General features: G+C 31.4%; 11 protein-coding genes. 2 read left to right on the forward strand and 9 right to left on the reverse strand.

Translation table 11 applies throughout. The features are described 5' to 3' along the window. Nucleotides 1-241: 241 nt before the first annotated feature. A complete protein-coding gene (locus tag LL038_RS13425; protein ID WP_216121775.1) occupies nucleotides 242-1,363 on the forward strand; it encodes a glycoside hydrolase family 88/105 protein in 1,122 nt (373 codons plus the stop codon). A gap of 57 nt (nucleotides 1,364-1,420) precedes the next feature. Here the strand turns inward: LL038_RS13425 and LL038_RS13430 are convergent, their stop codons facing one another. Further along, complete coding sequence (locus LL038_RS13430; protein ID WP_216121776.1) at nucleotides 1,421-2,035, reverse strand: TetR/AcrR family transcriptional regulator; 615 nt, start codon at nucleotides 2,033-2,035, stop codon at nucleotides 1,421-1,423. Between the two features lie 190 nt (nucleotides 2,036-2,225). Between LL038_RS13430 and LL038_RS13435 the strand changes: the two genes are divergently transcribed. Next, nucleotides 2,226-4,223: an FAD-dependent oxidoreductase gene (locus tag LL038_RS13435; protein ID WP_216121778.1), complete on the forward strand. Its 1,998-nt coding sequence runs from the start codon at nucleotides 2,226-2,228 to the stop codon at nucleotides 4,221-4,223. 59 nt (nucleotides 4,224-4,282) lie between these two features. Here LL038_RS13435 and LL038_RS13440 read toward each other — a convergent pair whose 3' ends face one another. The 8 genes from LL038_RS13440 to LL038_RS13475 all read right to left on the reverse strand — a co-directional run bounded on the left by LL038_RS13440 (nucleotide 4,283) and on the right by LL038_RS13475 (nucleotide 15,638). Beyond that, nucleotides 4,283-6,535: a beta-L-arabinofuranosidase domain-containing protein gene (locus LL038_RS13440; RefSeq protein ID WP_216121780.1), complete on the reverse strand. Its 2,253-nt coding sequence runs from the start codon at nucleotides 6,533-6,535 to the stop codon at nucleotides 4,283-4,285. A 225-nt stretch (nucleotides 6,536-6,760) separates the two neighbouring features. After that, a complete protein-coding gene (rhaA, locus tag LL038_RS13445; RefSeq protein WP_216121782.1) occupies nucleotides 6,761-8,017 on the reverse strand; it encodes an L-rhamnose isomerase in 1,257 nt (418 codons plus the stop codon). Nucleotides 8,018-8,061: 44 nt separating this feature from the next. After that, the gene (rhaB, locus tag LL038_RS13450; RefSeq protein WP_216121784.1) at nucleotides 8,062-9,471 is read right to left on the reverse strand and encodes a rhamnulokinase; all 1,410 of its coding nucleotides are present in this window, start codon (nucleotides 9,469-9,471) and stop codon (nucleotides 8,062-8,064) included. A 145-nt stretch (nucleotides 9,472-9,616) separates the two neighbouring features. Continuing rightward, the gene (locus LL038_RS13455; RefSeq protein WP_216121786.1) at nucleotides 9,617-10,615 is read right to left on the reverse strand and encodes an AraC family transcriptional regulator; all 999 of its coding nucleotides are present in this window, start codon (nucleotides 10,613-10,615) and stop codon (nucleotides 9,617-9,619) included. A 124-nt stretch (nucleotides 10,616-10,739) separates the two neighbouring features. After that, entirely contained in the window at nucleotides 10,740-12,047 is a 1,308-nt protein-coding gene (locus LL038_RS13460; protein WP_216121788.1) for an MFS transporter, read from the reverse strand. A gap of 15 nt (nucleotides 12,048-12,062) precedes the next feature. Next, nucleotides 12,063-12,377, reverse strand: a complete 315-nt coding sequence (gene rhaM / locus LL038_RS13465; protein ID WP_216121790.1) for an L-rhamnose mutarotase — start codon at nucleotides 12,375-12,377, stop codon at nucleotides 12,063-12,065. Nucleotides 12,378-12,771: 394 nt separating this feature from the next. Further along, complete coding sequence (locus LL038_RS13470; RefSeq protein ID WP_216121791.1) at nucleotides 12,772-14,523, reverse strand: methyl-accepting chemotaxis protein; 1,752 nt, start codon at nucleotides 14,521-14,523, stop codon at nucleotides 12,772-12,774. A gap of 170 nt (nucleotides 14,524-14,693) precedes the next feature. Beyond that, entirely contained in the window at nucleotides 14,694-15,638 is a 945-nt protein-coding gene (locus LL038_RS13475) for a sugar ABC transporter substrate-binding protein (RefSeq protein ID WP_216121793.1), read from the reverse strand. Nucleotides 15,639-15,643: the final 5 nt, after the last annotated feature.

Consider the following 15,643-nt stretch of genomic DNA (forward strand, 5'->3'; position numbering starts at 1 on the left):
TATTTTATTTGTATCTATTGGTTTTGTATTTGTTTAGACCTATATTGTTTTCTAAAGTTTATCATTTCCTCTTTATAAAATATTATAAATGGCTCTACCGTGCCTAAATAAACATATTATTGTTATTTTTATATTTTTCTTTGTTTTGTCTTGTTTATGTGTATATTTATTCTCTTTAGTATTGTATAATTTATATACAGCGTAAAATTAATTATAAAATATAATATAGTGAGGTGTTATTATGAAATTAACAGAAAAAGAAATACGTATTAAACTGGATCTAGTTGTTAATAAACTAATTAACCTAGATAGTCCATCAGTTGAAGAAAAGTTACCCAAAGAAGGCGGCGAAGCCATAGGATTATTTCCTAGAGATTTTGGTATTCAAGAATGGGATTGGCCACAAGGTGTAGGTCTATATGGTTTATTAAAATTAGATAAACACGACAAGAGTGATAAGTATTTAGACTTTTTAACTAATTGGTATAAAACTAATATAGAAATAGGATTACCTTCTAAAAACATCAATACTACGGCGCCTCTACTAACCTTAGTAAACCTATGTGATGTTATTAATAATCCCGAGTATGAAAACCTTTGCTTAACATGGGCTGACTGGCTCATAAATTGCCTTCCAAGAACTAAAGAAGGTGCTTTTCAACATGTAACTAGTGCAAATGGTGATAGGCAAGCGGTAAGGTTAAATGAAAGTGAGATGTGGATAGATACCATATTTATGACCCTCTTATTTTTAAATAAAATGGGTCAAAAATATAATAGAAAGGATTGGGTTGATGAATCAATTAATCAAATGCTTGTTCATATAAAATATTTATATGATAAAAAATCTGGTCTCTTCTATCACGGTTGGAGTTTTAATGAAAACAGTAATTTTGGTGAAGTTTTTTGGTGCAGAGGTAATTCATGGTTTACTTTTGGTATTCTAGACTATATCGAGGCATTTGAAGGCACAATGAATCCAGGGATCAAGAAATTTTTACTTGATACTTTTAAAGCTCAAGTAAATACATTAGTTAAATATCAAGCAAAGTCCGGTTTATGGCATACAGTTATAGACGATGTTACTAGTTATGAGGAAGTTTCTGGCTCTGCGGCTATAGTTACAGGTATTTTAACTGGAATTAGATTAGGTATCCTTGATGACTCATTTAAACCCTATGCTGAGAAAACAATAAAGGCATTATGTAACAACATAGAAAAAGATGGTACAGTATTAAAAGTATCCGGCGGAACTGGCATGGGATATGATGTAGATCATTATAAGAATATAATTATAGCTCCAATGGCTTATGGACAATCATTAACTATAATGGCTCTTGTGGAAGCACTTAACCATCTATAAACCATAATTAAATAGAGTGTTATTGATAGCTAATAGGTAGTTTAAAATAACTACCTATTAGCTATTCTTTTGTCTGATACTATTTTCATATTTAAATATAATTATAAAACGCTTCATATATTCATTCATTGCTTCTAAAAGGTCAAATTTTCCATCATAAAGACACCAATTATATACAACCCCTCTCGCAGCTATAAATAAATATTCAGTAATACTTTCTTTAGACATCTCATTACTAAGCTCATTTTTTTCTTGCCCTCTTTCTATAATAATATTCAGTAGATTTTGCATATCCCTACCTTTAGTTATAAATAACTTATTATTTGAGTTATACAATAATTTCATTGTGTCAATTCCAACTTGAACATTATACTTTGCATAATAATCAAAATACTTAATAATTTCATTTGTAGCGTTATCGCAATATATATTATTGGCAACTTCCTTAATAAAATATTCATCTGCTCGCTTATATATTTCTATAAGGATTTCATTTTTAGATTTAAAACAATTATAAAAAGAACCTACAGAAACTCCGGCTTTTTTACATATATCTTGTATTTTAATATTTTTATAACCTTTTTTGTCCATAAGGTCAATTGCACTTTTATATATTTTATTTTTAGTGTTAAGTGCTTGTAGTTGTCTATTGTTTAACTTTTCTTCATCCATAATAAATCTCCTAACTATAATCTTTTTCTAAGTAAATTATAGTTTATTAATATGCTTTGTCAATATAATTATAAGGTTTTAGTTTTATAATTGTATTGACATAAATATAACATATTTATATAATGAATCTATTCAGTGAATTTATTCGTTGAATAAATTCACTAGACTTTATTTCATAGGGGGTATTATTTTGAAAAAAAAGTATGAAATTCTTTTTCAGCCAATGAAAATAGGTAAATTAGAAATTAAAAACAGATTTGTTATGGCACCAATGGGTCCTGGGGGCTTATGTGACGCCGATGGAACTTATAATGAACGTGGAGTAGAGTATTACGTTGAGAGGGCTAAAGGCGGTACCGGATTAATTATTACCGGAGTAACTATGGTTGAAAATGACATTGAAAAATGTGCTTTACCATCAATGCCTTGTCCAACACTTAATCCTTTGAACTTTGTTAAAACAGGAAAAATTATGACTGAAAGAGTACATGCTTATGGGGCAAAAATGTTTCTGCAGTTGTCAGCTGGATTTGGAAGAGTAAGTATACCTTCAATTGTAGGCAAAACCGCAGTAGCACCGTCACCGATTCCTCATAGATGGCTTGATGGAGTTACCTGTAGAGCATTAACTATAGAAGAAATAAAAACTTATATTAAAAAATTTGCGCAGTCAGCTGCTATAGCTAAAAAAGCTGGTTTTGACGGTATTGAAATTCATGCCGTACATGAAGGTTATTTACTTGATCAATTTGCAATTTCATTTTTTAATAATAGAACAGATGAGTATGGTGGAAGTTTAAGAAATAGACTAAGATTTGCTATAGAAGTTGTACAAGCGATAAAAGAAGCATGTGGACAGGATTATCCAGTTTCACTACGTTATAGCATTAAAAGTTTTATTAAAGATTGGAGGCAAGGTGGCCTTCCTGGTGAAGATTTCGAGGAAAAAGGTAGAGATATAGAAGAAGGAATTGAGGCAGCTAAAATTCTTGAAGAAGCTGGTTATGATGCTTTTAATGGAGATGTAGGTTCTTATGATTCTTGGTATTGGAGTCATCCACCGATGTATCAGAAAAAAGGGATGTATTTAGAGTACAATGAAATACTAAAAAAAGTACTTAAAGTTCCAGTTATTACTGCTGGTAGAATGGAAGACCCTGAACTTGCAAGTGAATCTATCCTACAAGGAAAAACAGACATGATTGCGCTTGGAAGACCTCTCCTTGCAGATGCTGAAATACCTAATAAGATAATGGCTGATAAATTTGATAAGGTAAGACCTTGTTTATCCTGCCAAGAAGGTTGCATGGGAAGGCTCGCTACATATGCCACCGTATCTTGCGCTGTAAACCCAGCTTGTGGAAGAGAAAATGAATATGGCATATCTTCTGCTAGAAAAAGTAAAAAAGTGGTCATCATTGGTGGCGGAGTAGCTGGATGTGAAGCAGCTAGAGTCTGTACTCTAAGGGGTCATAAAGTTACTTTGCTTGAAAAAAGTGATAAACTAGGTGGAAATATTATAGCTGGAGGAGTTCCAGATTTTAAGGACGACGACAGAGCCCTTGCTAAATGGTATACAGATGAATTAAAAGATTTAGAAGTAGATATACATTTTAATACAGAAGCTACCAAAGAAATCATTACCAATTTAAAATCTGATGTTGTAATTGTTGCTACTGGTTCAACTCCTAGAATTCTTAATATTGATAATTCGAGTAAAGTTTATAGCGCAGAAGATGTTCTTCTTGGAAGAAAAGATGCTGGTAATAATGTAGTAATTATTGGTGGTGGGCTAGTAGGTTGCGAGGCCGCTTTATGGTTAGTAGATCAAGGCAAAAAAGTTACTATTGTTGAAATGCAAAGCGACATTTTAAAAGTAGGTGGCCCTTTGTGCCATGCAAATGAGGATATGCTTCGCGATTTAGTTAATTTCAAGAAAATAGATCTTAAATTTAATACAATGGTAGCAAGCGCTACTACTGAAGGCTTCATACTAAAATCAGGCGAAAAAGAAGAAGCTATAAAAGCAGATTGCGCAATTGTTGCAATTGGCTATAACTCACAAAAGAGTTTATACGATGAACTAAAGTTTAAAGTACCAGAGGTTCATCTGCTAGGAGACGCAAGACAAGTTCAAAATATTATGTACGCAATTTGGGATGCATATGAAGTATCAAGAAACATTTAAACTAATAACAAAATCCATTTAGAAAAGGGTCAGCATTTGCTGGCCCTTTTCTAAATTGTTTATACTATAAATCTAAAATTTTCTTTACCTATTATCCCTGATTTTACAGCAGCGCGGTAAAATGAAACTATTGGATAAAAACTTTGTGCAAACCCTTTAGGACCAGGTCCTTGCATAATGACTGCATCACCAACAATTCGTTTGCCACCAACAGAAGATTTAACACCATTCATCGCTTCTTTATAAAAAGTTGCAAGTCCGCTCTTAATAAAATTAACATCTCCTGTAAGTTCATATGCATCCGCAAGAGCCTCTAACACAAGCGTATTATTTCCCATTCTCCTTAGGCTTGGAAGTTCTTTATAGTAGAACAACCCATTTTCTAATATACAGTTATCAACCATATCAGTTACTGCATCCAAAATCATTCCTTTTATCTTTTCCTGAGGTCTTATTCGGTAGTATCTCATTAAGCTCCCTACTGCAACGGCTATCATAAAAGGAATTCTTATTGTAGTATGATCTGTATAAGGAGCTAGCCACCCACCATACTCTTCTTTCCAATCTTCAAAATGTTGTATAATTTTTTCAGCTGGTTCTAGCCACTTTTCATCGTTTGTTTCTTTGTAAAGTGCTACTAAGGTTCTTAATGCCCAACCGGTTTCTCTTGCATTTATGCCTCCCTTTTGCTTGAATTTTGGTAATTCTAATTGACGTAGTACATTTTCACCAATTCCTATTGCTGCCTTATAGGCTAAGTATTCACCAGTTTGATGATAGTAATCGAGTAACCCTTCTACCCACTCATGACTTGGCTCTACTTTACCACTTACATGACTCGCAGAGTGGGTTATCTGTGCCTCATATCTTAACGGATCATTACTATAATGACATACATCAACATCCATCCAGTGCTCTGCAGTTACAAGCATATAATCTAACATTCGTCTTTCTTTGCTTCTTGCATACATAAGCATTACTGCATGTGGAAAGTCATATTCATTATTAGTCCAAACTGGCTCACCATTTCCTCTCCCCTGTAGCGTATATCCAGGGTCAGGTGCATCTCCCCAATGTAGAATTCCATAAGCCTTGCCTCTTGCATCAGCCTTATTTATAAGTGATATTTCCAATTTATCTATTTTGTTTTCAACAAATACCTCTTCAAATACTCCTGCCTCTTTATAAATATCAGGTTCTAACACAGGTCTATCTGGCATCTGAAATTGTAAGCTCCTCACATTTAGCCCTTGCACACTTGTATTCTCATCGTGAAAATGCAAAAACACTTTATGGGTTTTTGCCATTCCTTGTAGAAGTCTTAAACCACCTGATTCCTTTGGTAATATACTAATTTTAATGCCGCACTCATTAACTTCCAATGCTTTAGGAAAGTTTTGTTGTGCTTGATAAATCGTAGCGCAAACTCCACCTTTGTTTTCATTTTTAATATCCGCCCAAAACGTTCCATAGAAAGTCTCTGGTATATGTTCATTCGCTTCATAAACCAGCTGCCTCGCATCAATTAAATGCTTAAGTGTTTCTTCATTTTCACCGTAAGTGATGTCGCTAGCATAATTTGATATTCCAAGGGTTGTATCAACTTTTTCTCCTTTGACTTTATTGTTTTTTATGTTGATTTCTATTCCCTTTAATTCCTGCTGTTCTCCTTCTTCGCGATTTATAATTTGATAATCCATTCTTATCCATGGTTTTCCTGCAAACGCATATATCCTTAAAACATAATCAATTAAGCTTTTACCTGATTCGTTATAATGTTTTCCTTTGGTTTGTACAACTACGCGGATAGGTCCATCTTCTATTATCTCAAAGCCCTGTTTTCCAACAGTAGCTTTAAAGACTTCATCATTATTATCATATATACTAGGACCTACTATATCACCATTACCATATTCAAAATTCTTATATTTTATGTTATTAAAAATACCTACTTCACCTATCTTACTAAAATTAATATTAATTTCGCCTGTATCTAAACATAACCTTCCATTGTGCTCTTTAACCTTAACAGCATTATATTCAAGTGAATCGTTTTCATTTTCCAAATCACAATAATAATCTTTGCCTTTATTTCCAGGTAAATTAGCTAAAAAATTTACCAATAGCCATTTTACCGAATTATCTGGCCATTTTGCTGTAGACCTACATTGACTTGGAACAGATTTCTCCCCATCGGTAATTGATACTTTCGACAATTCCTTAAGAATTCCTTGCCTAAAAGGAATTGCTACGCAACAAGGCTCATTTAACCGCTCAAATCTAGACAACTTCTCAAAATGCAACTTAATCATAATTGTAACCCCCTTCTATATTGCTTAGTAAATTAAAACATAGCCCATTATATTTGCCTCATTCCATATTATAACATACACTTTATTAACATAAGTTAGGTTATCTGCTAAATAAGCTTCATGTATAACAAACTATATCTTTATAATTGCAAATAAAAATAAGTCAGATTAAATAATCCGACTTATTTTTATTTACTCATAATTAATATTCTATACTTAATCCAATTAACTTCTTTTACTTAATTCAGTCTTTTCATAATCTTTAACATCATCAAGCCATTTTTCTGCTACTGGAACATTATTCTTTTCACAATAGTAATTCCAAATATCACCCATTGGATAAGTTTTGAACTCTTCCATTAAAGCTAATCTTTCAGTAAAGTTTCCATCATCTTGTAATTCTTTTAATTTCTCATTAGGTGTGAGCATTGCACTTAGTAATGCCTTTATCATATTTCTCGATCCTATTGTCCATGCTGCTATTCTATTTATACTAGCATCAAAGAAATCAAGACCAATAATAACTCTACCCAATGCATCATTTCTTACAATTTCCTTAGAGAGTTCTTTAATTTCATCATCAAATAGTATAACATGATCAGAATCCCATCTTACTGGTCTACTTACATGAAGTGCTACTTTATCATTAAATAACAGCATTGCAGATAATTTATCTGAAACAACCTCTGTTGGATGATAATGTCCTGTATCCATTAATGACATTATATTGTTTCTTGCTGCATAACTTATATAAAATTCACTTGAACCTACAGTATAAGCCTCTGCTCCTAGTCCAAATACTTTTGATTCAACGCAATCAAGATTGTATTTTTTATCTATTTTTTGTGTAAATATCTCATCTAAAGAGTCTTTAAGTCTCTTTCTAGGTCCCATTCTATCACTTGGAATATCTTTGTATCCATCTGGAATCCAAATATTTGTTAAACAAGTTTGTCCAAGCTCCTTACCAAAATATTCTCCTATTTTTCTAGATGCCTTGCAATGTCTTATCCAGAAGTCTCTTATTTCTTTATCTGGACTAGATAGAGTTAATCCATCCGCAGCATTAGGATGTGAAAAAATTGTTGGATTAAAATCAAGACCTAATCCGTTTTTCTTTGCCCAATCTACCCATTTTTTAAAATGCTCTGGTTTTAACTGGTCTCTTTCAACTACTTCTCCATCAGTTTCAGCATATATAGCATGTAAATTAACTTTATGTTTTCCTGGAATTAAACTTAGAGCTTTATCTAAATCTTTTCTTAATTCTTCTCCATTTTTAGCTTTTCCTGGATAATTACCAGTTGCAGCTATTCCACCTGATAATGCATTCTGAGTTTTTTCAAAACCAGTTACATCATCTCCTTGCCAACAATGAATTGATATTTTCACCTTGCTCAGTTCTTCTAATATCTTATCTACATCTAGTCCCCATTTTTCATATTCTTTTTTAGACATCTCATATTTTTCTTTAATGTTCATTTATATTTGCCTCCCTTATAATTCATATACTCAATTACAGATACTTAAACGTCATCTGGTTTAAATGTAATAATATTAAAAGATTCTTTAATAGCTCCTCTTGCTTCTCCTAAATCTTTAAAAATGTTATAACTTAAGAGCTGAGCTACAATATTTCCTATTGCAGTTGCTTCAACTGGTCCAGCTAATACTTCTTTCCCAGTGACCCTGGCAACTAACTCATTTAAGAAATTATTTTGACATCCTCCACCAAAAATATTTATTCTCTTGAATTTTTTCTCAAATATTTCTTCAATATTTTCTACAGCCTTTTGATAACAATGAGCTAAGCTATTATACACACACATTGCTATTTCACCAACATCGCCAGGAACTTTTTGATCCGTCTCATAGCAATAATCCTTTATTTCCTTTATCATATTTTCTGGTTTTAAGAATCTATCATCATTAACATCTACTATTGATGTAAAATCTGATTTTGCTCTTGCCAAATCTACGAGCTTCGCAAAAGAATATTTATTTTCGAGATTCCTTGAAACCTCTTGGATTACCCAAAGTCCCATAATATTTTTTAAAAATCTAAATCTGTAATCTATACCACCTTCATTAGTAAAATTGTATTCCATAGTTTGTGGTACACATAATGGAAATCTATTTTCAAGGCCAATTAATGACCATGTACCCGAGCTTAAGTATAGACTATCACTATCATTACATACTGATGATATAAATGCTGAACCAGTATCGTGAGTTGCAGGAAGTACAACCTCCATATCAAATCCGAATTCGAGGGCTAACTCTCTGCGTAACCCACCAATTTTAGTTTTAGGTAATTTTATTTCCTGGAATATATCTTTCTTAATACCTAAATCATCCAAGATCTTTGGATCCCATGTCCTATCAAAAGAATTTACTAATTGAGTTGTTGTTGCATTAGTATATTCATTAACTTTTTTGCCAGTAAGCAAGAAATTAAGATAATCTGGAATCATTAAGAAAGTTTTTGCTTTCTCTAAAATTTCGGGTTTATTTTTCTTTATTGAAAGTAGTTGATATATAGTATTAAACCTTTGAAACTGAATGCCTGTATATAAATACATCATATCTTTTGGGATAATCTTAAACACTTCTTCCATAATACCTTCAGTTCTATCATCCCTATACGATACTGCATTTCCTATAATCTCATCCTTTTTATCAAGCAACACAAAATCTACAGCCCAAGTATCTATTCCAACACTCTTTGGAGTTTTTCCAAGTTCAACACATTTTTTAATTCCTATTTTTATGTTTTCAAATAACTTGTTAATATCCCAACAATATTCATCAGAAACTTTACTAATTCCATTTTCAAATCTATAAATCTCTTCCAATTTTAATTTTCCATTTTCAACTGAGCCTAATATATGCCTTCCACTTGAAGCACCAATATCAATGGCTAAATAGTATTCCATAACTTACCTCCAATCTCTTGCAAACGTCTACTTCTCGTGTAACTTTGTCTATAGCTAATATTCTAGTTTAATTGTCTAATTAATCCTATGTCCTATAAAGAGATTCTTACTGTCCTAATAAGTAATCAAACTATTACATTATTTTCTACTTTTTTCGATATTCATCAGGGGTAACGCCTACTTGATCCTTAAATTGCCTATAAAAGTAACTCACGTTTGAATACCCAACTTCAGTAATTACTTCAATTACTGGCATCTTTGTGTTATGCAATAGATATTCTGCTTCTTTAATTTTCTTTTCTTTTACAAGTTCTGTTAAAGTTTTTCCTATAATTTTCTTTACTAGTTTACCTATATAATCAGGATTATAGCTAAAATGGTCTGCCATACTTTTTAATGTTATAACCTTATAATTACTGTTAATATAGTTTAAAATTTCTGTAGATATTGTAGAATCAATTTTAGAAACCATTTCACTAGATAAATATTTTTTATAATCCCTTAACATTTCATTAAATAACAACATCATATAGGCACGGATAGCAGTTTCCATTCCATTTTTTTTATCATAGTATTCCATAAGTATCTGAATCATAAAATTACAAACCTTATCGTTTTCGGATGTTTTAAAATGAATGTATTGCTTGAACTTATTTTTACCATATATCGCTTCAACAATAAAATTTGAGATTAAATCATTATCAGCAATTTGACTCATAAAAATCCAATCAAAAAATTCTTTTTTTATTAATACATTAATGGCAATGTCATCAAAACCCGCAGCCTCAATACTATGTTCAACATTCATGTCTAGTAATAAAATTTCTCCTTTTTCTATTACTAATTTTTCTCCTTCAATCACCTGATTTATTTTACCAGAATATACAAACATCATTTCTAAATAATCATGTTTATGTTTATCGAATTTTATAAACCTATCATGTTTATGGATTGCTATAACTTCTGATTCATTCATAAGTTTTTCATTGTTTATTATCCATAAATTATTTTTAACTTTACTAGAAAAATGTTCTTTAAGTTTAATATCAAGTTCTGTACTTATTTTAGTATTATATAAATCATATGTTTTTTTTTCTATATCATTTAATTGCTTTAATTTTTTATCAAGATCTTTAATATTCATATTATCACCATCACTTTTTATTTTATAATTCTTTGTTTATTATGGTCTTATGAATTTATTATAACCTTATAAATTTAGTCTTACAATTTAAAGTTGATGGTGACTATATTACTATGAAAATATATTAACTTATGCTTCCATAACGTTCCTTTTCTATATCATCAAGCGTTCTTCCTGAAGTATTTGGAGCAAATGCAATACCAACTATAGCACTAATTACAAGGAATCCTATCATGCATGCTGCTGCTAATTGGAAACCAAACTTGCTCATAATGGTTGGGATAACAAAACTCCATATACCAAGTGCTATACGAACAACAAAGAACATTACACCTTGAGCAGATGCTCTATATTTTGTTGGGAAAAGCTCACTAGCCCATAATTGATAAAATGGTTGTTGACCAAATCCACATGAAAGTCCATATCCAACAACAAATATTAATAACATGCTAGGTTTCATACTTGACGCTGGTAATAAAAATATTGACCAGGCACCAATTGCCATTATGGCTGATACCGCATAAATACCTCTACGACTTACTTTATCTCCAAGTCTCATAAATACAAAGTAAGTACCAATAGCTGTACATGCAAATAAACCTGCTTGAAGTAAGTTAGCAGTTTCTGCTGAAACCTTACCAACTGTTTGATAAATTAATGGCATGAAAAATCCCATTGTACCTGCTGCCAAATTCCAAAATAAATATACACCAAGTAGAAATATTATTGACTTAAAATTTACTGGTCTTAATAAATCTTTAATAGTTACCTTTTTTAGTTGTCCTTTTGCTATAAGTTGTTTCTCTTTTTTCTTTTGATCTAACCAAGATTGTGACTCAGGCAAAGTTCTCCTTATTAACCAAGTTACAAGTGCCACTACAAATAAATGTCCAAAAACTATACGACTACCAAGAAGCCCTAAATGCCCTAGTGAAACTGATAGAATCATAACAATAACTGGACCTGCTGCCCATGCAAGCTGCGCTGTACCACAATGCTTTGCACGCTCTTTAGCAGGTGCACCCTCAGCAATAGTGGTCCAAGAAGCTGGAATGTCAGCACCAACTGATAATCCTACAATAATATATCCAGTTAACATCATTCCAAAATTCTGTGAAAAAATAATAAATAACATACCAAACATATAAAATATCATAGAAAAATTATAAACCAATTTACGACCATATTTATCACAAATATAACCGCCAATTAACGCACCAATAGCTGCTGAAACAGCATTCGAACTTAAAGCACTTAATAATCCAAGTTTCGCATCACTCATATGAAGATATGAAGTCCAAAGTGATAAACCTGCAGCACCAGCAACAATAGAACCTGCATCAATGTAATTTGCCATTGATGCTGAAATAGTGGTTTTCCAAGCCAGTTTATTTTCTTCTTTACTAATAATTTGTTTTTCATTACTACTCATTTGTTATTCCCTCCTTTAATTTAAATGGAATAATTCTTTTAACTCCATTGAAACTGGGCTGTTATCCTCATTTGTTTCCATAACATCTTTCATATAAGCCCACCATTTTTGACAAATTTCGGTTGCATCACTTTTACTCCATAAAACTTCATCTTCAATTTCTAAATACGCAATTAGACTATTTGTTTCTGCATCCAAGAAAATAGAATAGTTTTTTGCACCATACTCATGTAACATCTCAACCATTTCAGGCCAAATTTCATCATGACGTCTTTTATACTCAGCATGAAACCCACTAAATACTTTCATTACAATACATTTACGAACCATTTAAAATTCCTCCCTATTTATAACTAACATTACTTGATTTGTTTTATTATACGTTTACATGAATAACATAAAAAAATTGCTTTTACTTTACAACAGATCAGTTTGAAATCCACTGTAATCAAACTTAAAATATACAGCTTTTTGTATACGGTTACTGTATACGTTTGTAACTAATCACAGTATAACTTCTTAAGCAAAAACATTCATTAACCTTAAAAGTGTTGTTAACTATCAAAATCAGTTTTTATATTCTTCAAACAAATGATCATCTGTAGATGCAAATTTTATATTAGATTCATCATAATAACGATCAATAATTTGTGATAATACAATTATAATCAAAAAAATGAAGCCAATTATGGCTTCATTTTTTAATATTTACTACAATACTTATTTAAACATTAAACTTATTAGTTAGATCTATTAGTTTCTGAGAAGTTTCAGCTTGACTTTGAGCTGAACTTGCTACTTCTCCTATTGCAATTGTTATCTCATTTATACTATTGGATATATCTTCTGTACTAGCAGCTGATTTATCAGTAGTTGCTGATAGATTATCTATTGCATAAGTTACCTTATCTATAACTTCTTTCATTTGTTTTGATGTACTAGCTATTTCACTTGCCATATTATTAACAAAATCTGCATCTTGCTCGTATTGAACACCTGTAGTCATAAGTAATTGATAACTTGGTTTTACACCTGTTTCAAGATACTCTAAAACCTCTTGACCACTTCTAGATAAATTATTGAATGCCACTTCAATCTTATTTACCATGCTTTGAATATTTTCTACTGCAACAGATGATTGCTCAGCAAGGTTTCTTACTTCATCTGCAACTACTGCAAATCCCTTACCCATTTCACCTGCTCTAGCAGCTTCAATAGCAGCATTTAATGCAAGTAAATTTGTTTGCTCAGCTATAGCTCCAATTGAATCTGCCATAACAGTAATATCCTTAACTACTTTTCCATCATTTATTGCCTTTAGTATATTCATACGATTTTTCTCATATATTTCATTACCTTGCTCTATATTTTGTGTAGCTTTTACTTTTATTTCAGCTGCTCTTTTCTTAATTTCTACAGCAGATTTAAAACTTTCATTAGCCTTATTAATTAAATTCATTGTTGTATTTTCAATTTCCTTTGTTGATGCACTAACTTCCTGCGTTGTAGCACTTAAATTTTGAATCCCAGCGGTTATATGATCAGTAGATTCGTTAACAATATCCATTTTTGAAGAAACCTCTTCAGATGTTGCTGATAACTCCTCACTAGCAGCACTTATATCACTAGAACTATTAATTATTTCTGATATAAGCAATTTCATATTGTCTTTTGCTTTATTTAGCGCTCTAGCAAGATCCCCTATTTCATCTTTTGAATCAATATCTATGTCCTTATTTAAATCTCCATTCCCCATGTCTCCAGCAAAGTTAACAACTTTTTTTAGTTGTCTTGAAATAGCTAAAGCTATAAAAAGTCCTAATATGATTGAAAAAAGAAATCCCAATACAGTAATTATTATTATTATCATTTTAGACCCATTGAATGTTATATTGTTATCTGAGTAAAATGAATCGGCTTCTTTAACACTACTAGCATTCAGCCCGTCAATACCCTCGAATAAAGCAGCTCTATCCTTTGATGCCCCTGAGAGTTGACCTGCAGCTGATTTAAAATCTTTTGCTACTCCAAAATCGACTGCCTTTTTCCCTGAAGCTAAATATCCCTTTGATGAACTTTCAATTTTATCAAGCAGAACTTTATCTTTTTCTTGATCTGCTTGACTCTTACCTACCCTCATCTTCTCATTAGTACTTTTTATTGTTGCAAATAAATTTTCATTTTTTTTAGTTAAACCCTCTATCTCTGTAACAATCTCTTCATTCTCACCTTTATCTTTTCTTTCCTTATAAACCATCTTAATTAACGCTGTTCTGATATCTGAATAATTTTGCCTTAAGGTATTTACTTGTTCTATGCTAACTAAATTATAGTCATGTAGTAATGTTGCATTTGAATTAATTTTATTCATATTATATAGTCCTAAAAAACCTACACTTCCTATAACAATAGACAGAAAGATAACTAGTGATAGCAATTTTGTTGATATTTTTAAATTATTAAACATTTTTTTCATATGTAATACCTCCTGATTTGTTAATCTTTTAGATTTGTTGTTATAATACATTCTTTTCTAATAAAACACTATATAACTTCGCCTTCTTATTATATCGTTCACTATGATATATTCTTGACTAGGGTTATCACAATTTAAAAACAAACATAAAAAATGGCGTACCCCGAATTTTATGGGTACACCAGATTTTGTTTATTAATTAATTCTACTGGTACATTAATATAATTTTCTATTTTTAATCCTTCCAACTTTTTCAAAGCAGTTTCTGCAGCTATTTTTCCAATTTTATCTGGCGACTGCGCAGCAGTTGCTGTTAGTTTTCCTTTCTCAATCATTGCTAATGCATCATCAGCTCCATCTACTCCATAAATATATACTTTATCATTTTTTTTAGTGTTTTCAAATGCTGCAATAACTCCTAGTGCCGTTGGGTCATTAAGACACATGACAGCATCTATTTTTTTATTTGATTGAATTATACTATCCATAACTTCCATAGCTAATTCAAGTTGACCATTTGATGTTTTCCGTGCAACAACCTTTATCCCTTTATATTTATTTATAGTATCTTCAAAACCTTCAATTCTTTGAATAGCTGATTTAGCTGTTGGGTGTTCAATTATGACAACGTTTCCTTTTCCATTAAGCTTTGCTACTAAATCTCTTGCACATAAAACTCCTGCATTATAATTTTCAGAAACCACTGTACAATCAACCAACTTGTCATCAAAAACTGGAGAATCTACAACTATAACAGGTATATTAGCCTTTTTTGCAGCTATAAGTGCTGGCTTTATTCCTTTAAAGTCCACAGCGTTTAGAAATATAATATCCACCTTTTGAGATATAAGATCATCAACTTGAGATATTTGTTTTGATACTTCAAGCTGTGCATCCAGTGCAATGAGTGTTCCATTTTGACTTTCAACAGTTTTTTTTATACTTTCATTCAATTTAACAAAATACGGATTATTCATATTCATATAGGTTGCACCAAACTTTAATCTTTTTCCACCAAAAGGAGACTCCTTAATAAAGCTTAAATATACACTGAGTACTCCTGTAAATAAAACCATTAAAATTATTAGAATCATTACAATAGTTTTTTTAGTCATTTGCC

The sequence above is a fragment of the Clostridium estertheticum genome (assembly GCF_026650985.1).
Classification (GTDB): domain Bacteria; phylum Bacillota; class Clostridia; order Clostridiales; family Clostridiaceae; genus Clostridium_AD; species Clostridium_AD estertheticum_C.